Consider the following 21801-nt stretch of genomic DNA (forward strand, 5'->3'; position numbering starts at 1 on the left):
CCGGCCGGAGCGCTGGCCCGTTCCGGTCTCCGCCGGACCCAGCTACCCTGCCGCCATGACGACGGCCGCGACCATCCGGGTCGAGACACCTGTGCAGGACGACGTACGGGCGCTGCTGTCGCTGGCGGATGACGTGGCCGCACGCCTCTATCCCGACGCACCGCGCCGCCCGATCGCGCCCGAGAGCTTAACCGCGCCGGGAACCCACCTCCTCGTCGCGCGCCTGGACGGGGCGGCGGCCGGCCTCTGCGCGGTGATCGAACGCGGCGACGGCGCGGTGGAGCAGAAGCGCCTGGTCGTCGCCGCGCCGGCGCGCGGACGCGGCGTCGGATACGCGCTGGTGCGGGGCGCTGAGGAGAAGGCGCGGCGGCTCGGCGCCCGGGTGATCGTGCTTGAGGTCGGCATCCGCAACGCGGAGGCCCGGGCGCTCTACCGCCGCGTGGGCTTCACGCCCCGCGGGCCGTTCCCGCCCTACCGCGCGCTGCCGGTCAGCCTCTTCCTGGAGCGGGTCGTCCCGGCTTGATCCAATGCGGGAAAGTACCGAGGCCCGCGTTTCAAACTGGACCGGGCCCGCGGCCCCCGCCGCACCCGCGGGCCGCCCGGTACGGCCCCGGATTCGCGACATCCTGCCGCGGAGTCGGTCTACCTAGGCACTCCGCCCCTCGGGCGCGTCCTTGCGTTGCCGCAGAGTCGGACAGGAACCCCGTTCTCCGGCCAAGGTGGAACGCGGCTTGATCCGTCTCCTCCGTAGGCACCGCGCATGTATCGCGCTGGGACGGAGGGCAAGCGGCATGAGTGACGCCGTCAAGGTTCTGATCATCAACGAGCCGTCGGATCTGACCACCGCCTTCCGGGCGACGCTGGAACATACCCCGACCTTGCGGACTGCGGGCGAGGAGGAGCTGGGAGAAGCCGGCTCGACTTGCGTCGTCCTGGCATTCGCCCCCGAATACGATCCGGCGGCGGTGGCGGCCCTGCGCGAGCGGGCGCCTGAGGTCCGGATCCTGGTGGCGTTCCAGGCCGCCGACGCGGCGGCGGTCGGTCGCTACGCGGCCGCGGGGGCCGATGCTTTCGTCGCCCGCTGCGCGCCCCCGCGCGACATCTGCGGGACCATCCTGGCGCTCGCCCACGGCCGTCCGCTGCACGAGGGCGACGCGGAGGCGGCCCCCGAGACGGCGGCCGAGAGCCTGGGCCTCACCCCACGGGAGGCCGAGGTGCTGCGCTTCCTCTCCGCCGGCTTCAGCAACAAGGAGGTGGCGCGCCGCCTCACGGTGAGCGTGCGCACGGTCGAGACCCACCGGCTCAACCTGCGGCGCAAGACCAAGACCGGCCGCCTCAAGGACCTGGTGCAGCTCGCCCGCCAGATCGGCCTGGCGCCGGTGCTGGAGGGCGAGGCCCGGCCGCTGCGGCGCATCAACCACGAGTCGCACCGCGTCGCCTCGCATTGAGGGGCGGCGCGGGATCGGGCGGTCCGCGCGGGACCGCCCCATATTGTCCGGATCAAGCGGCCTTGCGCGACGCCGCCTTAGCCGACCGTGACCTGCTCGACCGCGACGAGCCGGCCGAGGCTTTCGTTCCCCCCTTGATCGCGCGCCCCTTGCCCTTCTGACGGTCGTCGACGGCACCGGTCTTTCCCGCCTGCCCGGCCTTGCCCGCCTGCTCGACCTTGGCGAGGCGGCCCCGGAGCAGGCCGAGCACCGCCGTCTCTTCCGGCCGCAGGGCCGCGATGTCGTCGCGCAACGCCGCCTCGACCTCGTCCTTGACCTGGAGCAGCAACTCGCCGTCGAGGTAGCAGCCCAGGATCTCCGGGTGGATGTAGCACTTGCGGCAGATCGTCGGCGTGTTGCCGAGCCGCTCGGCCACCCGCTCGATCGCCGCGCGCACGTTGCGCTTGGCCTTGGCCTCGCTGTCGAAGGCCTCGAACTCGCGCAACGCCATCGCGGCCAGCACCGTGCCGGACCAGGTCCGGAAATCCTTGGCGGTGATGTCGCGGCCGGTGATCTCGCGCAGGTAGGCGTTCACGTCGGCCGAGGTCACGTCGCGCTGTGTCCCTTCCTCGTCGAGGTACTGGAACAGCTCCTGGCCTGGCAGGTCCTGGCAGGCCTTGACGATCCTCGCCACCCGCCGGTCGTGGACCGCGAGCTCCCACACCTTGTTGCTCTTGCCCTTGAAGCGAAACTTCAGCTCGCGCCCCTCGATCTTCACGTGCGGGTCGCGCAGGGTGGTGAGGCCGTAGCTCTTGTTCTGCTTGGCGTAATCGTCGTTGCCGACCCGGATCAGGGTGGTCTCGAGCAGGTGCACGACGGTGGCCAGCACCTTCTCGCGCGGCAGCCCGCGCCGGCCCATATGCTCGTCGATCGTCTCGCGCAGGCCCGGCAGTACCTCGGCGAAGGTCATCATGTGGGCGAACTTGGTGCTCTCCCGGGCCTGACGGAACTCGGGATGGTAGCGGTACTGCTTGCGGCCGCGGGCGTCGCGGCCCGTGGCCTGGATGTGGCCGTTGGCGTGTCGGCAGATCCACACGTCGGTATAGGCCGGCGGGATCGCGAGCGATCGGATCCGCGCCAGAGCCGCCGCGTCCCGCACCTTCGCGCCCGCGCTGTCGACGTAGGCGAAGCCGCGGCCGTTGCGCTTGCGGCGGTAGCCCGGCTCCTCGTCGCTGACGTAGCGCAGGCCCGCCTCGCGGGCGGCGTCGCGGGTGTCGACGCGATCCTCGGCGGCCGACTCCGCCATCTCGGGATCCGACAGCATGGGCTTCACGACCTCGCGGTTTCCAGGTTGGACTCAACCGGCGCGTGCCCGTCCCGGTTCCTACCGGCACCGGGTATCCGGAAGCGGGCCGCGCCGGGCGGTATCCCGGCGCGGCGCCAGGCTGTAGGGAGGGCGGGATCGGGAGCGGGAGAGTTCGGGTGCAGCCACAGGACGCGGGCGGAGAGGCACGGCGCGCACACGTCGCCTTCGTGGTCACCGAGGACTGGTTCTTCGCGTCGCATTTCCTGCCGATGGCGCGTGCCGCGGTGGCGGCCGGCCATGCCGTCTCGGTTGTGACCCGGGTGCGGGCGCATCGCGAGGCCATCGCGGCGACCGGCGCCCGGGTGGTGGCGCTCGAGGCCGAGCGGTCGAGCCTCAACCCGATGGCGGCGGGCTACGCCGCCGGCCAGCTCGCGGCGATCCTGAAGGCCCTCAAACCCGACATCGTCCACTGCATCGCGCTGCGCGGGATCCTGGTCGGGGGAGCGGCGGCGATGCTCGCCGGCATCCCGTCGCGGGTCTACGCGCTCACCGGCCTCGGGCTGATCGGCGCCCGCCAGGACCGGACCGGGCGCCTGTCCCGCACCGCGCTGCGGCTCCTGATCCGCGGCCCGCTCGAGACCGCCCGCACCCGCTACCTGTTCGAGAACCCGGACGACGCGCGGCTGCTCGGCCTCGATCCGGAGAGCCCGAAGGTCGCGGTGATCGGCGGCGCCGGCATCGACCCGGAGGCCTGGCTCCCGACAGCCCTGCCGCCGCAGCCGCCGCTGCGGATCGCCCTCACTGCCCGGATGCTGTGGTCGAAGGGGATCGACACGGCCGTCAAGGCCGCCCAGCTGGCACGGGCCGAGGGCGCCGACCTCGAACTCGCACTCCACGGCGCCCCCGACCCCTCGAACCGGCGCGCGATTCCCGAAGCCACCCTGCGCGAGTGGTCGCGCGACGGCGTCACCTGGCACGGCCCCACCGACGACGTCGCCGGCGCCCTGGCGCGGGCCCACGTCGCCTGCCTGCCCTCGCGCGGCGGGGAGGGGCTGCCGCGGGCGCTGCTCGAGGCCGCGGCGAGCGGCCGGGCCATCCTCACCACCGACGTGCCGGGCTGCCGAACCCTGGTGCGGGACGGGATCGAGGGGCTGGTGGTGCCGCCGGACGATCCGAAGGCGCTCGCCGCCGCGATGGCGCGGCTCTCCGCCGATCCCGCCCTCGTCGCCCGGATGGGGGCGGCGGCCCGGGCCCGGATCATCACCGGCGGCTTCACCGAGGCCGCGGTGACGGCCCGCGTGCTGCGTCTCTACGCGGAACTCGCGTGATGGAGCCCCTCGACTTCATCCGCGCCCACACGGCCCTCCGCCCGGTGCCGCACGCGCCCGCGATCCGCCTGCACGTCGCCGACGAGGCGACGGAATTGTGGGGCCGCACCGAGGAGGAGCTGGGCGAGATCGGCCTGCCGCCGCCGTTCTGGGCCTTCGCCTGGGCCGGGGGCCAGGCGCTCGCCGCCTACGTGCTGGAACGCCCCGAGACGGTCGCGGGCGCACGCGTCCTCGACTTCGCCTCCGGCTCCGGCCTCGTCGCCATCGCGGCGGCGCTGGCCGGCGCGGCGTCGGTCGAGGCGAGCGACCTCGATCCGTTCGCGCTCGCGGCGATCGGCCTCAACGCGGCCGAGAACGGCGTTGCGGAGCGCATCACCGTGAAGGGCGCCGACCTGATCGGCCGCGACGAGGGCTGGGACTGCGTGCTCGCCGCCGACATCTTCTACGAGCGCGACCTCGCCGCCCGGGTCGGCGATTGGCTGGCCGGCCTGCACGCCCGCGGCGCCCGGGTGCTGCTGGGTGATCCCGGCCGAGCCTACCTGCCGAAGGACCGGCTGGAGGCTCTCGCCACCTACGAGGTGCCGGTGACCCGGGCGCTGGAGGATGCTGAGATCAAGCGGACGGGGGTGTGGCGGTTTCGAGGGTAATGTTCCCTCCCTCGATGCCGCGAACGGAATCCCGCATCCCGCGCGCGCCTCTAGGCTGACGGGGGCGTGCCGGCGCACCCGCGGGACCGGTCACGCCTTCAGGGTGCGCGCCGGCCGCCCCACCGGCCCCCGCCCGCCCGACGCGGTCCGGCTCTGCCACAGGTTGAGCGGCACGATCAGGATCACCGTGGCGAGCACCCACCAGGCCGGGCGCACGTCGTAGGAGAAGTCGAGGTTGGCCGCCAGCACGGCCTCGGCCGGCACGTTGGTCGCGAGCGCGTACCAGGCCGCCTCCAGCCCCGCGGTCGCGAGGCCGGTCGCGAGGCTCAACCCCAAGAGCGGCAGCGGCGTGCTCGGCACCTTGAAGCGGTGCATCAGCCGCCAGCCCATCAGCGCGAGGAACAGGCCGCTCCAGTAGACCGGGTTCGAGACGTCGATCTTCGATTGCAGGAAGAAGTGCAGCAGCGCGAGCGCGGTGAGCGGGTAGACCAGCCGGTGCAGCCGCGGCCAGGCCTTGCCGAGGCGGCGGATCATCCCGTCGGTCGAGGTGACGCCGAGCACCGCGAGGCCGAGGAGGCCGGCAAAGCCGATGGTGAGGTAGATGCGGAACACGATCTCGCTCGCCACCCGGGCGAGGTCGAACTTCTGGTCGGCGATATACAGGGTGAAATGGACGAGCGCGTAGGCGAGCGCGGTGAGCCCGAGCATCCGCCGCACCAGGATCAGCTTCGGTGCGTTGGCGATGCGCCGCATCGGCGTGACCGCGAGGGACAGGACCAGGAACCGCACCGACCAGTCGCCCATGGCGTGCAGGTAGGCGGTGAGCGGCTTGGCTCCGAGCCGGTCGAGGGCGTAGGCGGCGGTGAACCACAGGCCGGGCGCGAGGGCGAGGAGGAACACCGCGAGCTTGAACCGCGACAGGCGGCCGGCCCGGTCGAGCCACGGCCAGGCGATGCGCGGCGAGGCGGGGCGAGGACCGGCGGGACTCGGAGCGGCAGGACTTGGATCGGCGGGACTTGGAGCGGCGATCCGGGGGTGGACGGTCATGCGGGACCTGAGTGCAGTGCGGAATGCGCCACAGATAAGCCGCGAGCGGAGGTTTGACCCGAGCTGCCGACCACACGATGGCGTGAGAGGCGGCACCTTGAGGAGACCCGCCGTGCCGCGCACAGCCCTCGCCGCCCTCCTGCTCCTGATGCCGGTGACGGCTCACGCTGCCTGCATCGCGCCGACGCCGCCGCCGGCGAGCGAGAAGCCGGTGAAGCCCGCCCTGCCGCAGAAGCCCGCCTGCCTCGACGCCAAGGGCGGCTGCCCCGGCTGGGAAGCCTACACCTACAACGACGGCATCAAGGCCTACAACGCGCAGCTCGGCCCCTACCGCACCGGCGCCGAAGCCTATGCCCGCAAGCTCAAGGCCTACGCCGACGGCAGCGTCGCCTACGCGAATTGCGAGATGCAGTCGCTGCAGTAGCGGCGGGCCGCAGCGAGCGCGGGCCCGGCCGAGGCCTACTTCGCCGCCAGTTCCCGCAGCAGTGCCGCGTGGAACCGGTCGGGCGCCTCGACCTGGGGCGAGTGGCCCAGGCCCTCGAACGTCACGAGCCGCGCCCCCTTGATCCGCGCCGCCACCTCGGGCCCGAGCCGGTCGTAGCGCCCGAGGGTCTGCGCCAGTTCCGGCGCGGCGCGATTCCCGCCCGGGGCCGTGCGGTCCTTGGTTCCGACCATCAGCACGGTCGGCACGCGCAACCGGTCGAGCTCGTGCACCACCGGCTGGGTGAACACCATGTCGGAGGTCTGGGCCTGGTTCCAGGCCACGCGCTCGGCCCCGGGGCCGGCATAGAGCCCGGCCTGCATGTCGACCCAGCGGTCGTAGGCCGGCTTCCACTGGCCGTTGTAGTAGAACTTGAGCTGGTAGGCCTTGATGCCGGCGGCGCTGGTCTGGCGCTCGGCGGCGTAGGCCGCGTCGATGGTCTGGTAGGGCACGCCCTTGGCCTGCCAGTCCTCGAGCCCGAGCGGATCGACCATCACCAGCTGCTCGACGGATTCGGGGAACATCAGGGCGTAGCGGGCCGCCAGCATCCCGCCCATCGAGTGGCCGACGACCGTGGCACGCTCGACGCCGAGGGCCTCCAGCAGGTCGTGGGTGTTGGTGGCGAGCTGGTTGAAGCTGAACTGGTAGCCGAGGGGCTTCGTCGACTTGCAGAAGCCGACCTGGTCGAGGGCGAGCACCCGGTAGCCGTCCCGCGCCAGCACGGCGGCGGTGTCGCCCCAGGTCGCGGCGCAGAAGTTCTTGCCGTGGAGCAGCACGACCGTGCGGCCGTTCGGCCGTTCCGGCGTCACCTCCATGTAGGCCATCGACAGGTCCTGCCCCTGCGAGGCGAAGGCGTGGCGCCGGACCGGGTAGGGATAGTCGAAGCCCTCGAGCTCGGGGCCGTAGGCGGGCGCGGCGGCGGCCGCCGTGGCGGACAGGAGGGCGGCGGCGAGGAGCGGCAGGCGCATGCGGCAGGATCTCCGGTGGTGGCCGAGGCTCTTACACCGCGCCGCTCCCCCCGAGCCATGCGCCCGGCCCGGGGCAGCGTCCGGTCCGCGCATCGAGCGGGCCGGACACCCGCTTGCGTTTCCGGCACCATCCCGCCATATAGGCCGCGGGAGGTTGGCGAGGGACGTTTCACTCGCCAACCGGGTCAGGTCCGGAAGGAAGCAGCCCTAACGAGACCGAGCGGGTTTTCGTCCAGCCTCCCACCCCTCTCCTTCCAGGAGCGCGTGCGCCCCGTCAGGGGCCGCCCTCACGACCCTGCGAGCGCATGGACGAGACCTCCGGCACGCCCTCGATCGACGAGCCGGGTCTCCCCGGGTTCGGCGCGGCCAAGAGCCAGGGAGCATCTGGCCAGCAGCCGACCCCCGCCTACCGGGTCCTGGCGCGCAAGTACCGGCCGAAGGACTTCGACGACCTGATCGGCCAGGGCGCCATGGTGCGCACCCTGGCCAACGCCTTCGAGGCCGGCCGCATCCCGCAGGCCTGGATGCTCACCGGCGTGCGCGGGGTCGGCAAGACCACCACCGCCCGCATCCTGGCGCGGGGCCTCAACTACGCCCTGCCCGAAGACCCGAATGCCGGGCCGACGATCCGGCTGCCCAAGCTCGGCCTGCACTGCGCCGCCATCATGGAATCCCGGCACATCGACGTGCTGGAAATGGATGCCGCCTCGCATACCGGCATCGACGACGTCCGCCAGATCATCGACGGCATCCGCTACTCGCCGGTCTCGGCGCGCTACAAGGTCTACATCGTCGACGAGGTCCACATGCTGTCCGAGAAGGCGTTCAACGCCTTCCTGAAGACGCTGGAGGAGCCGCCGCCGCACGCGAAGTTCGTCTTCGCCACCACCGAGATCCGCAAGGTTCCGGTCACCATCCTGTCGCGCTGCCAGCGCTTCGACCTGCGCCGGGTCGAGGCAGGCGCCCTCATCGCCCATCTCCAGAAGATCTGTGATGCCGAGGGCGTCGCCGCCGAAGCCGAGGCGCTCGCCGCCATCGCGCGGGCGGCGGAAGGCTCGGTGCGCGATTCGCTCTCTCTCCTCGACCAGGCGATCGCCCACGGCGCCGGCCACGTCACCGCCGAGACGGTGCGCGACATGCTGGGGCTCGCCGACCGCGCCCGGGTCGTCGACCTGTTCGAGGCGGCGATGCGCGGCGACGTGCCGGCCACCTTCGCGGAGTTGCGGGCCCAGCACGACGCCGGGGCCGACCCGGCGGTGGTGATCTCCGACCTCGCCGAGTTCACCCACCTCGTCACAAGGCTCAAGCTCGCGCCGGACTCGGCCCGCAGCGATACCTCGCTCAGCGAGGTCGAGCGGGTGCGCGGCGGCGACTTCGCCGACCGGCTCTCGGTCCGGGCCCTGTCGCGCGCCTGGCAGATCCTGCTCAAGGCGATTCCAGAGGTGCAGGCCGCGACCCGGCCGCTGGCTGCGGCCGAGATGGCGCTCGTGCGCCTGATCTACGCCGCCGACCTGCCGACCCCGGACGAGGCCCTGCGCCAGATCAGGGAGGGCGGGAGCCTGAGCATCCCGGCGCGGGCGCCGGCGGCCGTGCAACCGGTCGCGTCGGCGGCACCGGCGTTGCGCGAGGTCCCGGCTTCCGCGCCCGTCGCGATCCTGCGCCCACAGGCGGCTGCGGCGCCCGCCGTGGCGCGCGTCGTGCCGGAGGCGCCCCCGGCCGAGACGGCGCCCAGGTCCTTGCCGCCTCTCGCCGCACCGCCTCCCGTCGCACCGCCGCGTCCGACGCTGGTGCAATCCGCCCCGGCCCCGAAACCCGCCGCCAAGCCCGAATCCGGCCCGCGCCTGCGCCGGTTCGAGGACGTGGTGGCGCTCGCCGACGAGCGCCGCGACATCGGCCTGAAGATGGCGCTGGAGCGCGAGGCGCATCTCGTGCGCTTCGAGGACGGCCGCATCGAGTTCCGCCTCGCCGAAGGCGGGCGCCCGAGCCTCGCCACCGACCTCGCCCGTGCGCTGGAGACCTGGACCGGCCGGCGCTGGGTGGTGGCGCTGTCGCACGAGACCGGCGAGGCGACGCTCGACGCCCGGGCCAAGGCCGCGGTCGAGAGCCGCCACCAGGGCGCGGCGAGTCACCCGCTGGTCCAGGCGGTGCTCAAGAACTTCCCCGGCGCCCAGATCGTCGACGTGCGCGACAAGACGCCGGAGCCCCCGGCGCTCGAAGGCGCGCCGCCGCCCGAGGCCGACGACCCGGACCTGTGACGGCCGGCACCGGTAGCCGGCGGCCTGCCGGCACCCCACATCTCTCTTCGATTCTCTCTCACACCGCGAGGACGCCGCCATGGACATCATGGGACTGATGAAGCAGGCCCAGGCCATGCAGCAGAAGATGGCCGACCTTCAGTCCGAGCTCGACGGCGTCCAGGTCACGGGCGCGTCGGGCGGTGGCTCCGTCTCGGTGACGATGACCGCGAAGGGCGACGTGAAGGGCCTCGCCCTGGACGCCAGCCTGCTGGTGCCGGACGAGAAGGAGATCCTGGAGGACCTGATCGTCGCGGCGCTCAACGACGCCAAGGCCAAGGCCGAGCGCGCCGCGCAGGAGCGGATGCAGGAGCTGACCAAGGGTCTGCCGCTGCCGCCCGGCATGAAGCTGCCGTTCTAAGCAGACTTGCGTTGGCCTGCCAACGCAAGTCTGCTTAGGTTCTTGTTTTGCCGCAGATTTTTGGCGCCGAACCGGCAGCCACTTCGGCGAAATCTGCTTAGCATTCTCCCCTCCCCACGACTTGCAGCGATGCCGGGCAAGCCCGGGATCGCCGGGGGGAGTGGAAACCGCTCCATCCTCAAAGCAGGCCCAATGTTATGCCCCAGGCCGTCGCGGGCCCCGAGATTGAGCGGCTGATCCAGCTCCTGGCGCGCATGCCCGGCCTCGGGCCGCGCTCGGCGCGCCGGGCCGCGCTCCAGCTCATCAAGAAGCGCGAGACGCTGCTGGCGCCGCTCGCCGATGCCATGCGGGTCGCCGCCGACCGGATCGTCGTGTGCCACGAATGCGGCAACGTCGACACGCAGGATCCCTGCACGATCTGCCGCGACCAGAGCCGCGATCCCTCGATGCTGGTGGTGGTCGAGGACGTCTCGGACCTGTGGGCGCTGGAGCGCTCGGGCGCCGTGACGGCGCGCTACCACGTGCTCGGCGGCGTGCTCTCGGCCCTCGACGGGGTGCGGCCGGAGAACCTGAACCTCTCCCGCCTGGTCGAGCGGGTGAGTGCGCCCGAGATGCGCGAGGTGATCCTGGCGCTCAACGCCACCGTCGACGGCCAGACCACCGCCCACTACGTCACCGAGCTGATGAGCCACCTGCCGGTCAAGGTGACCCGGCTCGCCCACGGCGTGCCGGTCGGCGGCGAGCTCGACTACCTCGACGAGGGTACCCTGTCGGCGGCGATCCGCCAGCGCACGGCGTTCTGACCGCGCGGCCTCGCCGCGATTTGACCCGCCGGACACGAATCCTTATCTCCCGGAAACTTGCGGGCGCCCGTCGGCGCCCGACCTCCCGACCGCCTGGCATACCATGAGCATCCGTCCCCTCGTCATCCTGCCGGACGCGCGCCTGCGCGAGATCTCGGCCCCGGTCGGCACGATCACCGGCGAGGTGCGGAAGCTCGCGGCCGACATGCTGGAGACGATGTACGACGCCCCCGGCGTCGGGCTGGCCGGCATCCAGATCGGCGAGCCGGTGCGCATCGTCACCATCGACACCTCGAAGGAGAAGGACGAGCGCAAGCCGCTGGTGCTCCTCGATCCCGAGATCGTCTGGTCGTCGGAGGAGACCCGGCCCTACGAAGAGGGCTGCCTGTCGATCCCCGAATACTACGCCGAGGTGGTCCGGCCCGACCGGGTGCGGGTGCGCTTCCGCACCCTCGACGGCGAGACGGTCGAGCAGGAGGCCGACGGCCTCCTCGCCACCTGCCTCCAGCACGAGATCGACCACCTCAACGGCGTGCTGTTCATTGACCACCTGTCGAAGCTCAAGCGCGACCGGGTGATGAAGAAGTTCGCCAAGGCCGCCAAGCGCGAAGCCGCGTAGCGACGATGTCCCTTCGCGTCGTGTTCATGGGCACCCCGGACTTCGCGGTGCCGACGCTGGCCGAGATCGTCGGCGGCGGCCACGAGGTCGTGGCGGTCTATACCCGCGCGCCGGCCCCGGCCGGCCGCGGCATGGCCTTGCGCCCCTCGCCGGTCCAGGCGCTGGCGGAGAAGTTCGGGCTGCCCGTCCTGACCCCGAAGACCCTGCGCACCGAGGAGGCGGCCGAGACGTTCAGGAGCCACGAGGCCGACGTCGCGGTGGTGGTGGCCTACGGCATGATCCTGCCGCCCGCCATCCTCGACGCGCCGGCGCTGGGCTGCCTCAACCTGCACGCGTCCCTGCTGCCGCGCTGGCGCGGCGCCGCTCCGATTCAGCGCGCCGTGATGGCGGGCGACGCGGAGACCGGCGTCGCGGTGATGCGGATGGAGCCGGGCCTCGATACCGGGCCGGTCGGCATGGTCGAGCGGGTGGGCATCGCTCCCGACATGACCGCCGGCGAGCTGCACGACCGGCTGATGCCGCTCGGCGCCGACCTGATGGCGCGGGCGCTCGGCGCGCTCGAGCGCGGCAACCTCCAGTTCCGGGAGCAAAGCCCGGAGGGGATCGAGTACGCCCACAAGATCACCAACGAGGAGGCGCGGCTCGACTGGTCGCAGGGAGCGAGAGCCCTCCACGACCGCGTGCGCGGCCTGTCGCCGTTCCCGGGCGCTTACTTCACGGCCGATCTCGGCCGCGGGCCGGAGCGGGTGAAGGTGCTGAGGTCGCGCCTCGCCGAAGGGTCGGGAGAGCCCGGCACGCTCCTCGACGCCGCCGGCATCGTGGCGGCCGGCGAGGGGGCGATCCGCCTCGTCACCGTGCAGCCGGCGGGCAAGAGCGCGATGGCGTTCGAGGATTTCGCCCGCGGCCGGCAGCTCGCGCCGGGTGCGCGCCTCGCCTGATGCCCCGCTACAAGCTCGTCGTGGAGTATGACGGCACCGCCTTCGCCGGCTGGCAGCGGCAGGCCGCCGACCGCTCGGTGCAGCAGGCGCTGGAGGAGGCGATCGCCCGCTTCGTCGGCGGGCCGGTGCGGGTCCACTGCGCCGGGCGCACCGATGCCGGCGTGCACGCCACGCACCAGGTCGTCCATCTCGACCTCGACAAGCCGTGGCGCACCGACACCGTGCGCGACGCCGCCAACGCCCACTTGCGGCCCGAACCCGTGGCGGTGGTAGCGGCCGCGGAGGTGAGCCACCACTTCGACGCCCGCCACTCGGCGATCAAGCGCCACTACCGCTACCGCATCCTCAACCGCCGCTCACCGCCGGCGCTCACCCGCGGCTTCGTCTGGCACGTGCCCTGGGCGCTCGATGCCGGGCCGATGCACGAGGCCGCGCAGCTGATGCTCGGCCGGCACGACTTCTCCGCCTTCCGGGCGGCGGAGTGCCAGGCCAACAGCCCGGTGCGCACCCTCGATCGGCTCGACGTGACGCGGGACGGCGAGGAGATCGTGGTGGTCACCGCCGCGCGCTCGTTCCTGCACCACCAGGTCCGCGGCATGGTCGGCACGCTGATGCTCGCCGGCGGCGGCCGGCTGACGCCGCAGGGCGTGCGCGACGTGCTCGATTCCCGCGACCGCACGCGGTGCGGGCCGCTGGCGCCGTCGGGCGGGCTGACGCTGATCGGGGTGGATTACCCACCGGAGTTCGCCTGACGCAGCGTCATTGCGGCGCTGGACGCGGGGGAGCGCTCCTGCCAGCATCGATCGTGCTGAGGTCTCCCGTAAGTTGGATGAGTGCTTCGATAGATAGTGGACGACCGGGTGATCGCTTGGCGATGCGGAGGTCGGCGTCGCTCAGGCGCGTGATACGGGATCCGGAAGCAATCGTCTGGATCCCGTATCACCCCTCCCGACGACATCCCGAGACACGCCGCAGGCGAGAACCCGGGATGTCGGGAAGGATGTTCGGCCGGGGTCGGTGGCGACCGGCTCAGCGCACGCCGAGCAGTTCCACGTCGAACATCAGCGTGGCGTTCGGCGGGATCACGCCGCCGGCGCCGCGGGCGCCGTAGCCGAGGTCGGGCGGGATCACCAGGGTGCGCTTGCCGCCGACCTTCATGGTCGACAGGCCCTCGTCCCAGCCCTTGATGACCTGGCCGGTGCCGACCGCAAAGCTCAGCGGCTGGCCGCGGTCGAGCGAGCTGTCGAACTTCTTGCCCTTCTGGCCGTCCTGGTAGAGCCAGCCGGTATAGTGGACGTTGACGGTCTGGCCGGCCTTGGGCTGCGGGCCGGTGCCGACCACCGTATCCTTGTACTGGAGGCCGGACGGGGCGGTGACGAACGAATCGGCGGAGGCTGAGGCGGTCATGGCGATCGTGAGAGCTCCGGCAAGGTAGAGGGGCGAACGGCGCATCGACGGGATCGTTCCTGTGCGTGACGTCGGAACCCCAGTTAGGGCATCGCCCCGCCGACGGATAGGCCGTCAGGCCGGCGGCAGCGTCCCGGGCTCGATCGGCCCGCCCTCGGCCCAGCCGAGCAGCAGCGCCCGCACCGCCGCCGGATCGGCGAGGCGGTGGCGCGCGACCGTCTCGCCGGGCCCGACCCGCACGGTGATCCCGCCATCCTCGTTCACCGGCCCGAAGGCCTTCTCGTCGGTGAGGTCGTCGCCGATGAAGATCGCCCGGCGGCCGGCATAGGGCGCCTCGCGCAGGAAGTCCCGGATGGCGTGGCCCTTGGTGGCGCTGGCGGGCAGGATCTCGGCCACCGCCTTGCCCTGCTGCAACCGGTAGGCCTCCCCGAGGATGCCGGCGACCGAGGCGGCGGCGGATTGCGCCCGGGCGGCGTCGGCGTCGTTGGCGAGGCGCCAATGCACCGCGACCGAGCAGCCCTTGTCCTCGATCAGCACGCCGTCGAGGTCGACGACCGCCTTCTGCAAGGTGGCCACGCCCGCGCGCAGGGCGGGATGCGCGGCCGGATCGCCGCCGACCATCCGGCCGCCGCGGCGCTGCTCGACCCCGTGCAGGCCGGCGGTGTCGAACTGCTCCGGATCGAGGAAGCCGTCGATGGTGGCGATCGGCCGGCCGGTCACCAGCGCCAGGGCCCCACCGAGGCGGGTGCGCAGCCGCGCCAGCCCCGCCGGCAGGGTGGGCGGAACCACGACGCCGTCGGGGCGCGGCGCGATCTCCACGAGGGTGCCGTCGAAGTCGAGGAAGAGGGCGTAGGCGGTGTCGGTCAAGGGATCGCGTCTCCCGTCGCGGCCGGAGAACGGCGGGGTGAAGGGCCGCGCTCTGAAAGCCTACATAGCGGGCGGACGCGCGAGGCAAGGCCGGTGAGGAGCCGGCGCGACCGCACCATGTCGCTGGGTCACCGGATGGCCTCGGCGGGAGATCGTGCGATTCCAGGGGCAAAGTCCTAGAATTAACGCAGCTGCCACCGTCGCGCGGCCCCCTGGCGCACAGGATCTGCTTCAATAGCGGGCAGCGGACGGTATTCCCTTTCGCCACGGCGGCGCCTAGGACACGTGGCCGAGACGGCCGGCGGCACGCGGGGACGGTGAGGCCGCCGGGGCTAACCGTCATCTGCTGGCTTAGGCCATCAAGGTAACCTTTGATTCAAGCGCACGTGATTTCTAGTTCCTGAATGCGGTGCCATGATCGGCGGGACCGGGCGGGGTGGACGCGCAGTGCGCAGGATGCAGACCATCATCGATCTGTTCCGGATCGATACCGCCAACCCGGACCTGATGCGGGCGCAGATGCGCGCCCTGCGCGACCAGGTGCCGCTGCTGTACGTGATCCTGGCGATCAACACGACGATGGTGATGATCATCATGCGCCTCGCCATGGCGCCGGCCTGGCTCACGCTCTATCCCCTCGGCGGTATCCTCAGCCTGTTCGGCCTCAGGCTCTACGTGTGGCTGCGCCGTCGTCATCATCCACCCGACGAGAGCCGGATGGCCGCCAAGCTGCGGGCGACCGTCGTGCTCGCCGCGCTCCTCACGGCCGGTCTCATGGGATGGGCCGCGGCCCTGCTCTCCTATGGCGACGCCTACGAGCGGGCGTACGTGCTGCTGTATGCCGCCACCACGGCCATCGCCTGCGTGTTCTGCCTCGCGCATCTGCGGGCCGCCGCCCTGCTCATCACGATGATCGCCACCGGCCCGTTCTGCCTCTATGTCGGCCAGCTCGACAGCCCGGTCATGAAGGCGATCTCCCTCAACCTGCTGATCGTGATGGCGGCCGTCGCCGTCGTTGTGATGGCCTACAACCGCGATTTCACCCGCCTGATCGGGCATCAGGTCGAACTCGAGCGCCTCAGCCGCGAGAATCTGCGGCTCGCGAACCTCGACGCCCTGACCGAGCTGCCCAACCGTCGCAGCTTCTTCGCCTCGCTGGAGCAGGCGCTGGAGGCGGTCGCGGGCACCGGCGAGCGGTTCATCGTCGGCCTCGTCGATCTCGACGGGTTCAAGCCGGTGAACGACGCCCACGGGCACGGCGCCGGCGACGCGGTACTGCAGGAGACCGCCCGGCGCCTGCGCGCGGTCGTGGGCGAGGTCGGCGTGGTGGCGCGGCTCGGCGGCGACGAGTTCGGCCTCGTCCTGCGCGGCATCGGCGACACGGGGACGGCCGCGGCGATGGGCGAGGCGATCCGGAGCGCGCTCGGCGCGCCGTTCCGGCTGCCGCACGGCAGCACCGCCCAGATCGGCGCCTCGATCGGCTTTGCCACCTATCCGGAGGCCGGCCACAAGGCGGCGGTGCTGGTCGAGCGGGCGGATTACGCCCTGTACTACGCCAAGGCGAACAGCCGCGGCGCCGCCGTGCTGTTCACCGAGGAGCACGAGCGGCTGCTGCGCACCCAGAGCGTGATCGAGCAGGCCCTGCGCCATGCCGACCTGGCGCGCGAGATGAGCCTCGTGTTCCAGCCGATCGTCGATGCGCGGCGCGGCCGCACGGTGGCGTTCGAGGCGCTGGCGCGCTGGACCCATCCCGAGCTCGGCCCGATCTCGCCGGCGGTGTTCATCCCGATCGCCGAGCGCTCGGGCCTCATCGCCCGCATCACCGCGGTGCTGTTCGGCCAGGCCCTCGCCGCGGCCAGGGCCTGGCCGGAGCGGGTCGCCCTGTCCTTCAACCTGTCGATGGCGGACATCGCCTCGCCGCAATCGGCCGCCGCCCTCGTCGCGGCGATCCGGGCGAGCGGCCTTGCGCCCGGGCGCATCATCCTGGAAGTGACCGAGACCGCCCTGATTCAGGACGTGGCGCAGGCCCAGACCGTGCTCGAGACCCTGAAGGCCAGCGGCATCGCCATCGCGCTCGACGATTTCGGCACCGGCTACTCGTCCCTGAGCTACGTCCACCGCCTGCCCCTCGACAAGCTCAAGATCGACCGCAGCTTCGTCAGCGAGGTGACGACCGATCCGGCCAGCCGCGACATCATCACGTCGATCGCCGCGCTCGCCCGCAACCTGACGCTCGACTGCGTGGTCGAGGGCATCGAGACCGACGAGCAGGCCCGCCTGCTCGAAGGCCTCGGCTTCGTGCTGATGCAGGGCTACCATTTCAGCCGGCCGATGGCCTTCCCCGACACCCTGCGCTACCTCGATGCCGAGGCGGTGCGGGCGATCCGGCCGGTCCAGGCGGTCGCCTGACCGGGGCGCCCCGCACCCGAAAGGGGAGGCGGGGGCGATGCTCACCTACGCGATCGGCGACGTCCACGGCCGCGCCGACCTCCTCGCCGCCCTGCTCGCCCGGATCGAGGAGCACCGCGCCGGGCGCCCGCGCCGCCTGGTCGTCCTCGGCGACGTCGTCGATCGCGGGCCCGACAGCGCCGGGGCGGTGGCCACCTTGACCGACCTCCAGGCCCGCGAGCCCGGGGCGGTGACCTGCCTGATGGGCAACCACGAGGCGATGCTGCTCGACGCGGCCGAAGGCAGGAACCCCGACCTGTGGCGGATCAACGGCGGGGGCGCGACCCTCGCCTCCTACGGCGTTGCGCGCCCGGCCGAGCTGCCGGCGGAGGTCGTTGCCTGGATCGCGGCCCTGCCGACCCTGCACGGCGACGCGCGGCGATGGTACGTCCATGCCGGCCTCGACCCGGCGCGCGATGCCGAGGCGAGCGACCGCGAGACCCGGCTATGGATGCGCGAGCCGTTCCTGTCGTCGGGCCGCGACTTCGGCCGCCACGTCGTGCATGGCCACACCCCGACCCGGGACGACCGGCCGGACTTGCTCGCCCACCGCACCAACCTCGATACCGGCGCGGTGTTCGGCGGGCCGCTGACCGCCGGGGTGTTCACCGACGAGCAGGGACCGCCGGTGGAGGTGCTGGCGGTGCGATAGGGTCCGGGAGCTGGTCCAGTGTTCCCGGCGAAGCCGACATCGTCGACGTCATCCCGGATTCTGGTCTTCGGCGCGCCACGGGATGACGTCGAGGGTGTGGGAGCCCGCCGGCGATACCCGGCGGGCTCCCGCACATCTCTTGCCTCAGCCCTTCTTCTTCGCCGCCTGGGCGCGGGCGGCCTCCAGCACCTTCTCCGGCGTGAAGCCGAACTTGGTCTGGAGGTCCTTGATCGGCGCCGAGGAGCCGAAGGTGTGCATGCCCAGGATCGTGCCGGTGCTGCCGGCATAGCGGTCCCAGCCGATCACCGAGCCCTGCTCGACCGCGACGCGGGCGGTCACCTCGGGCGGCAGCACGCCGTTGCGGTAGGCCTCATCCTGCTGCTCGAACAGCTCCCAGGACGGCATCGATACCACCCGGGCCTTCACGCCCTCGGCCTTCAGGGTCTCGTAGGCGGAAAGGCAGAGCTGCACCTCCGAGCCGGTGCCGATCAGGATCACGTCGGGCTTGGCCTCCTCAGCGCCGGCCAGCACGTAGGCGCCCTTGGCGGTGCCGGAGGCCGGCGCGTACTTCTCGCGGTCGACCGTCGGCAGGGGCTGGCGGCTCAGCGCCAGCACCGCCGGCTGGTGCTTGAGGTTCATGATGACGCGGTAGGCCTCCGCCACCTCGTTGGCGTCGGCCGGCCGGAAGGTGACGAGGCCGGGAATCGCGCGCAAGGCCAGCAGGTGCTCCACCGGCTGGTGGGTCGGCCCGTCCTCGCCGACGCCGATCGAGTCGTGGGTGAAGACGTGGAAGACCGGCAGCTCCATCAGGGCGGCGAGCCGGATCGGCGGGCGCATGTAGTCGGAGAAGACCAGGAAGGTCGCCCCGTAGGCGCGCAGGCCCACGAGGCCGAGCCCGTTGACGATCGACCCCATCGCGTGCTCGCGCACGCCGAAATGGATGTTGCGCCCGCCGGGCGTGAACGGCCCGAGGGTGCCGGCCTCCGGGCCCTCGAGCTTGGTCTTGTTCGAGGGCGCGAGGTCGGCCGAGCCGCCGAGCAGCCACGGCACCCGGTTGGCCAGCGCGTTCAGCACCTTGCCCGACGATTCGCGGGTCGCGAGGCCCTTGGCGTCGGCGGGGAAGACCGGGATGTCGGCGTCCCAGCCCTCGGGCAGGTTCCCGTCGAGATAGGCGGCGAGGTCCCGGGCGAGTCCGGCGTCGCCCGCCTTCACCTCCTCGACCAGCGCCAGCCACTCCTCCCGCAGCGCCTTGCCGCGGGCGCCGATACCCTGGCGAAAGTTGTCGTAGACGCCGTCCGGCACCAGGAACTCGGAATCCTCCGGCCAGCCATAGGCGCGCTTGGCGCCCTTGACCTCGTCGGGGCCGAGGGCGTCGGAATGCGCCTTCGGGGTGCCCTGCTTCGTCGGCGCGCCGTAGCCGATCACCGAGTTGACGATGATCAGCGTCGGGCGGTCGCCCGATTGCAGGAAGGTCTCGATGGCGTGCGACACCGCGGTCGTGTCGTTGGCGTCGGCGACGCGCAGCACCTGCCAGCCATAGGCCAGGAAGCGGGCGGCGACCTCCTCGCTGAAGGCGAGGTCGGTGTGGCCCTCGATGGTGATGGTGTTGTTGTCGTAGATCCAGCACAGGTTCGACAGGCGCAGGTGCCCGGCGATCGAGGCGGCCTCGGAGGCCACGCCCTCCATCAGGTCGCCGTCGCTGCACAAAGCGTAGACGTTGTAGTCGAAGAGCGGCTGGTCGCCGTAGGCCAGGCGCTCGCCGAGGAAGCGGCCGCCCATCGCCATGCCGACGGAGTTGGCGACGCCCTGGCCGAGCGGTCCCGTCGTCACCTCGACGCCGGTGGTGAAGTGGTATTCCGGGTGGCCCGGGGTGCGGCTGTCGAGCTGGCGGAACTTCTTGATGTCCTCGATGCTCACCGCCGGGGCGTTGCCGCCGTCCTTCTCCGCCACCTCGGCGAGGTGGATGAGGCTGTAGAGCAGCATCGAGGCGTGGCCGACCGAGAGCACGAAGCGGTCGCGGTTCGGCCAGTGCGGGTGCGCCGGGTCGTAGCGGAGGTAATGGTTCCACAGGGTGAAGGCGACCGGGGCGAGCCCGAGGGGGGCGCCGGCATGGCCCGAATTCGCCTTCTGCACCGCGTCAATCGTCAGCGTGCGGATCGTGTCGATGCTGCGCTGGTCGATCTCGCTGGTGCCGGCCTTCGGCTTGGTGTCGGCTGCGCTCATGTCTGGGCCTCGTCGAGTGGAAGGGTCGGGACGCCGCGCCTCACGACGCGGGCCCCTGGGCCGCGTCGCGCGGCATCACGGGCCGCTCGCCCGGATGCCCGGACGCGTCCGGGTCTCCGCCGCGCTCCTTAGCGGGTCCGATCGTCCGACTGAAGTTCAGAAGCGTGTTGACGAGCGCGACATGGCTGAACGCCTGCGGAAAATTTCCGACCTGGCGCTTGCGCACCGGGTCGTACTCCTCGGCGAGCAGCCCGACGTCGTTGCACAAGCCGAGCAGCCGCTCGATGAGCGCCCGGGCCTCGTCGCGCCGGCCGAGACCGATCAGGTTGTCGGCGTACCAGAAGCTGCACGGCAGGAACGCGCCCTCGCCGGCGGGCAGGCCGTCGGTGCTCTGGCCGCTGGTGTCGTAGCGCAGGATGAAGCCCTCGTGCATCAGGTCGCGGCCGATCGCCTCGACGGTGCCGACGACCCGGGGGTCGTCCTGGGGCAGGAAGCCCATATGGGCGATGAGCAGGAGGCTCGCGTCGAGGTCCTTCGAGCCGTAGAACTGCACGAAGCTGTTGAGGTCCTTGTCGAAGCCCTTCTCGCAGACCTCGCGGTGGATCCGGTCGCGCACGGCCCGCCAGCGCTCGACCGCCGCGCCGTCGCCGGCCGTCGGCTCGTCGGCGGCATGGGCCTCGTAGAACCGGATCGCCCGGTCGAAGGCGACCCAGGCCATCACCTTCGAGTGGACGAAGTGCTTGCGCCCGCCGCGCACCTCCCAGATGCCCTCGTCGGGCTCGCTCCAGACCCGCTCCAGGTGGTCGAGGAGGGCGCGCCCGACCCTGACGCCGGATTCGTCGGCCAGCATGCCGCGCTGGTGGGCCTGGAACAGCGCGTCGAACAATTCGCCGTAGACGTCGAGCTGGAACTGCTGGGCGGCGGCGTTGCCGACCCGCACCGGCCGCGAGCTCTCGTAGCCGGGCAGCCAGTCGAGCTCGATCTCGGGGAGAAGCCGCTCGCCGGCGATGCCGTAGAGGATGTGCGCCTGCTCCGGGCTGCCGGCCACCGCCCGGGTCAGCCAGTCGCGCCAGGCCCGGGCCTCGTCGATGTAGCCCGCATCCATCAGGGCGAGCAGCGTGAAGGTCGAATCGCGCAGCCAGCAGAACCGGTAGTCCCAGTTGCGCACGCCGCCGATCTGCTCGGGCAGAGACGTGGTGGGCGCCGCCACGATGCCGCCGGTCGGCCGGTAGATCAGCGCCTTCAGGGTCAGGAGCGAGCGGGTGAGGATCGGATCCCAGGGCGTTCCGCCGTGGCAGCGCTGGCACCACGAGCGCCACCAGGCGGTGGTGGAGGCCAGCATCTTGCGCGGCTCGATCGGCGCCGGGTCCTCCTCGTGCGAGAGGCCGTAGCTCAGCACGAAGGACACGCTCCTGCCCGCCTCGACGGTGAACTCGGACACCGTCGACTGGCCGACCCCCTTCAGGGGCGCGCGGGTGCGCAGCACCAGCTTGTTCGGACCGGCGATCGCCCGCAGGTCGTCGTTCTCGCTGCGCGAGACCCACGGGATGGCGGAACCGTAATCGAAGCGCACCACCAGGTCCATGCGCATCGCCACCCGGCCGCGGATGCCCTCGACGAGGCGCACGAGGTGGGTGCCGTCCTCGACCGGCATGTAGTCGATCACCCGCACCGCGCCCTCGGCGGTCTCGTGGGTGGTCTCCAGCACAAGGGTGTTCTCGCGGTAGCACCGGGTGGTCGTCGCCTCGCCGGCGGGCGCGATGCGCCAGTGCCCGTGATCCTCGCGGGTGCCGAGCAGGGCCGAGAAGCACGCCGAGGCGTCGAAGCGCGGCCAGCACAGCCAGTCCACGCTGCCGTCGCGCCCGACCAGCGCGGCGCTGCGCCCGTCGCCGACGAGCGCGTAATCCTCGATGAGCAACGCCATGATGCGTCCCGAACAGTGCCGTGACGCCGTTAGCTAGAGCGGCATTCCCGAGGGCCAACCC

At 71.9% G+C, this 21801-nt stretch carries 20 protein-coding genes and 1 other RNA gene; 14 read left to right on the forward strand and 7 right to left on the reverse strand.

Annotation, left to right across the window (positions count from 1 at the left end; translation table 11 throughout):
• The first annotated feature begins 55 nt into the window (after positions 1-55).
• Positions 56-523: a GNAT family N-acetyltransferase gene (locus tag ACS5PV_RS16600; RefSeq protein WP_455396432.1), complete on the forward strand. Its 468-nt coding sequence runs from the start codon at positions 56-58 to the stop codon at positions 521-523.
• Positions 524-791: 268 nt separating this feature from the next.
• The gene (locus tag ACS5PV_RS16605) at positions 792-1448 is read left to right on the forward strand and encodes a response regulator transcription factor (protein ID WP_455396433.1); all 657 of its coding nucleotides are present in this window, start codon (positions 792-794) and stop codon (positions 1446-1448) included.
• 52 nt (positions 1449-1500) lie between these two features.
• On the opposite strand, the gene ACS5PV_RS16610 is transcribed toward ACS5PV_RS16605, so the two are convergent.
• Positions 1501-2733, reverse strand: a complete 1233-nt coding sequence (locus tag ACS5PV_RS16610) for a DNA topoisomerase IB (protein ID WP_455396434.1) — start codon at positions 2731-2733, stop codon at positions 1501-1503.
• Between the two features lie 176 nt (positions 2734-2909).
• Here ACS5PV_RS16610 and ACS5PV_RS16615 point away from each other — a divergent pair, with 176 nt between their 5' ends.
• Positions 2910-4061 carry a glycosyltransferase gene (locus tag ACS5PV_RS16615; RefSeq protein WP_455396435.1) on the forward strand — a complete coding sequence of 384 codons (1152 nt, stop codon included), beginning with the start codon at positions 2910-2912 and terminating at the stop codon, positions 4059-4061.
• Complete coding sequence (locus ACS5PV_RS16620) at positions 4061-4708, forward strand: class I SAM-dependent methyltransferase (protein ID WP_455396436.1); 648 nt, start codon at positions 4061-4063, stop codon at positions 4706-4708. Before ACS5PV_RS16615 ends, ACS5PV_RS16620 begins: the two co-directional genes overlap by 1 nt.
• 90 nt (positions 4709-4798) lie before the next feature.
• Here ACS5PV_RS16620 and ACS5PV_RS16625 read toward each other — a convergent pair whose 3' ends face one another.
• Positions 4799-5755, reverse strand: coding sequence for a sulfite oxidase heme-binding subunit YedZ (locus tag ACS5PV_RS16625; protein ID WP_455396437.1), 957 nt, complete (start codon positions 5753-5755; stop codon positions 4799-4801).
• A 148-nt stretch (positions 5756-5903) separates the two neighbouring features.
• Here ACS5PV_RS16625 and ACS5PV_RS16630 point away from each other — a divergent pair, with 148 nt between their 5' ends.
• Complete coding sequence (locus ACS5PV_RS16630; RefSeq protein ID WP_455396489.1) at positions 5904-6179, forward strand: hypothetical protein; 276 nt, start codon at positions 5904-5906, stop codon at positions 6177-6179.
• 35 nt (positions 6180-6214) lie between these two features.
• On the opposite strand, the gene ACS5PV_RS16635 is transcribed toward ACS5PV_RS16630, so the two are convergent.
• The gene (locus ACS5PV_RS16635) at positions 6215-7204 is read right to left on the reverse strand and encodes an alpha/beta fold hydrolase (protein ID WP_455396438.1); all 990 of its coding nucleotides are present in this window, start codon (positions 7202-7204) and stop codon (positions 6215-6217) included.
• A 148-nt stretch (positions 7205-7352) separates the two neighbouring features.
• Here ACS5PV_RS16635 and ffs point away from each other — a divergent pair.
• From ffs to truA, 7 genes are all read left to right on the forward strand, one after another.
• An RNA gene (gene ffs, locus ACS5PV_RS16640) (signal recognition particle sRNA small type) lies at positions 7353-7449 on the forward strand.
• Between the two features lie 60 nt (positions 7450-7509).
• Positions 7510-9459: a DNA polymerase III subunit gamma/tau gene (locus ACS5PV_RS16645; RefSeq protein WP_455396439.1), complete on the forward strand. Its 1950-nt coding sequence runs from the start codon at positions 7510-7512 to the stop codon at positions 9457-9459.
• Positions 9460-9538: 79 nt separating this feature from the next.
• Positions 9539-9859 carry a YbaB/EbfC family nucleoid-associated protein gene (locus tag ACS5PV_RS16650; protein ID WP_455396440.1) on the forward strand — a complete coding sequence of 107 codons (321 nt, stop codon included), beginning with the start codon at positions 9539-9541 and terminating at the stop codon, positions 9857-9859.
• Positions 9860-10056: 197 nt separating this feature from the next.
• A complete protein-coding gene (recR, locus tag ACS5PV_RS16655; RefSeq protein WP_455396441.1) occupies positions 10057-10662 on the forward strand; it encodes a recombination mediator RecR in 606 nt (201 codons plus the stop codon).
• A gap of 103 nt (positions 10663-10765) precedes the next feature.
• Positions 10766-11281, forward strand: coding sequence for a peptide deformylase (gene def / locus ACS5PV_RS16660; protein ID WP_455396442.1), 516 nt, complete (start codon positions 10766-10768; stop codon positions 11279-11281).
• A 5-nt stretch (positions 11282-11286) separates the two neighbouring features.
• Positions 11287-12219 carry a methionyl-tRNA formyltransferase gene (gene fmt, locus ACS5PV_RS16665; protein ID WP_455396443.1) on the forward strand — a complete coding sequence of 311 codons (933 nt, stop codon included), beginning with the start codon at positions 11287-11289 and terminating at the stop codon, positions 12217-12219.
• Complete coding sequence (gene truA, locus ACS5PV_RS16670; RefSeq protein ID WP_455396444.1) at positions 12219-12971, forward strand: tRNA pseudouridine(38-40) synthase TruA; 753 nt, start codon at positions 12219-12221, stop codon at positions 12969-12971. The genes fmt and truA overlap by 1 nt, the downstream gene beginning before the upstream one ends.
• Before the next feature lie 277 nt (positions 12972-13248).
• Here the strand turns inward: truA and ACS5PV_RS16675 are convergent, their stop codons facing one another.
• A complete protein-coding gene (locus ACS5PV_RS16675; RefSeq protein ID WP_455396445.1) occupies positions 13249-13671 on the reverse strand; it encodes an FKBP-type peptidyl-prolyl cis-trans isomerase in 423 nt (140 codons plus the stop codon).
• A 69-nt stretch (positions 13672-13740) separates the two neighbouring features.
• Positions 13741-14493, reverse strand: a complete 753-nt coding sequence (gene otsB / locus ACS5PV_RS16680; RefSeq protein ID WP_455396446.1) for a trehalose-phosphatase — start codon at positions 14491-14493, stop codon at positions 13741-13743.
• Positions 14494-14949: 456 nt separating this feature from the next.
• On the opposite strand from otsB, the gene ACS5PV_RS16685 reads away from it, so the two are divergent.
• Both ACS5PV_RS16685 and ACS5PV_RS16690 read left to right on the forward strand, forming a co-directional pair.
• Positions 14950-16902, forward strand: coding sequence for a putative bifunctional diguanylate cyclase/phosphodiesterase (locus ACS5PV_RS16685; protein WP_455396447.1), 1953 nt, complete (start codon positions 14950-14952; stop codon positions 16900-16902).
• Between the two features lie 37 nt (positions 16903-16939).
• Positions 16940-17593, forward strand: a complete 654-nt coding sequence (locus tag ACS5PV_RS16690; RefSeq protein WP_455396448.1) for a metallophosphoesterase family protein — start codon at positions 16940-16942, stop codon at positions 17591-17593.
• Between the two features lie 144 nt (positions 17594-17737).
• Here the strand turns inward: ACS5PV_RS16690 and tkt are convergent, their stop codons facing one another.
• Both tkt and ACS5PV_RS16700 read right to left on the reverse strand, forming a co-directional pair.
• Positions 17738-19816 (reverse strand): transketolase, encoded by a 2079-nt coding sequence (tkt, locus tag ACS5PV_RS16695; protein WP_455396449.1) that lies wholly within the window; start codon positions 19814-19816, stop codon positions 17738-17740.
• 40 nt (positions 19817-19856) lie between these two features.
• On the reverse strand, positions 19857-21740 hold the full coding sequence (locus ACS5PV_RS16700; protein WP_455396450.1) for a glycoside hydrolase family 15 protein: 1884 nt from the start codon (positions 21738-21740) through the stop codon (positions 19857-19859).
• Positions 21741-21801: the final 61 nt, after the last annotated feature.

The sequence above is a fragment of the Methylobacterium sp. Gmos1 genome (genome assembly GCF_053764715.1).

What these genes read in the sequence shown, in the direction of transcription:
- ACS5PV_RS16600 (WP_455396432.1), top strand. Translation starts at nt 56, where the DNA reads ATGACGACGGCCGCGACCATCCGGGTCGAGACACCTGTGCAGGACGAC.
- ACS5PV_RS16605 (WP_455396433.1), top strand. Translation starts at nt 792, where the DNA reads ATGAGTGACGCCGTCAAGGTTCTGATCATCAACGAGCCGTCGGATCTG.
- ACS5PV_RS16610 (WP_455396434.1), bottom strand. Translation starts at nt 2,733, where the DNA reads ATGGCGGAGTCGGCCGCCGAGGATCGCGTCGACACCCGCGACGCCGCC.
- ACS5PV_RS16620 (WP_455396436.1), top strand. Translation starts at nt 4,061, where the DNA reads ATGGAGCCCCTCGACTTCATCCGCGCCCACACGGCCCTCCGCCCGGTG.
- ACS5PV_RS16625 (WP_455396437.1), bottom strand. Translation starts at nt 5,755, where the DNA reads ATGACCGTCCACCCCCGGATCGCCGCTCCAAGTCCCGCCGATCCAAGT.
- ACS5PV_RS16630 (WP_455396489.1), top strand. Translation starts at nt 5,904, where the DNA reads ATGCCGGTGACGGCTCACGCTGCCTGCATCGCGCCGACGCCGCCGCCG.
- ACS5PV_RS16635 (WP_455396438.1), bottom strand. Translation starts at nt 7,204, where the DNA reads ATGCGCCTGCCGCTCCTCGCCGCCGCCCTCCTGTCCGCCACGGCGGCC.
- ACS5PV_RS16645 (WP_455396439.1), top strand. Translation starts at nt 7,510, where the DNA reads ATGGACGAGACCTCCGGCACGCCCTCGATCGACGAGCCGGGTCTCCCC.
- ACS5PV_RS16650 (WP_455396440.1), top strand. Translation starts at nt 9,539, where the DNA reads ATGGACATCATGGGACTGATGAAGCAGGCCCAGGCCATGCAGCAGAAG.
- recR (WP_455396441.1), top strand. Translation starts at nt 10,057, where the DNA reads ATGCCCCAGGCCGTCGCGGGCCCCGAGATTGAGCGGCTGATCCAGCTC.
- def (WP_455396442.1), top strand. Translation starts at nt 10,766, where the DNA reads ATGAGCATCCGTCCCCTCGTCATCCTGCCGGACGCGCGCCTGCGCGAG.
- fmt (WP_455396443.1), top strand. Translation starts at nt 11,287, where the DNA reads ATGTCCCTTCGCGTCGTGTTCATGGGCACCCCGGACTTCGCGGTGCCG.
- truA (WP_455396444.1), top strand. Translation starts at nt 12,219, where the DNA reads ATGCCCCGCTACAAGCTCGTCGTGGAGTATGACGGCACCGCCTTCGCC.
- ACS5PV_RS16675 (WP_455396445.1), bottom strand. Translation starts at nt 13,671, where the DNA reads ATGCGCCGTTCGCCCCTCTACCTTGCCGGAGCTCTCACGATCGCCATG.
- ACS5PV_RS16685 (WP_455396447.1), top strand. Translation starts at nt 14,950, where the DNA reads ATGCAGACCATCATCGATCTGTTCCGGATCGATACCGCCAACCCGGAC.
- ACS5PV_RS16690 (WP_455396448.1), top strand. Translation starts at nt 16,940, where the DNA reads ATGCTCACCTACGCGATCGGCGACGTCCACGGCCGCGCCGACCTCCTC.
- tkt (WP_455396449.1), bottom strand. Translation starts at nt 19,816, where the DNA reads ATGAGCGCAGCCGACACCAAGCCGAAGGCCGGCACCAGCGAGATCGAC.
- ACS5PV_RS16700 (WP_455396450.1), bottom strand. Translation starts at nt 21,740, where the DNA reads ATGGCGTTGCTCATCGAGGATTACGCGCTCGTCGGCGACGGGCGCAGC.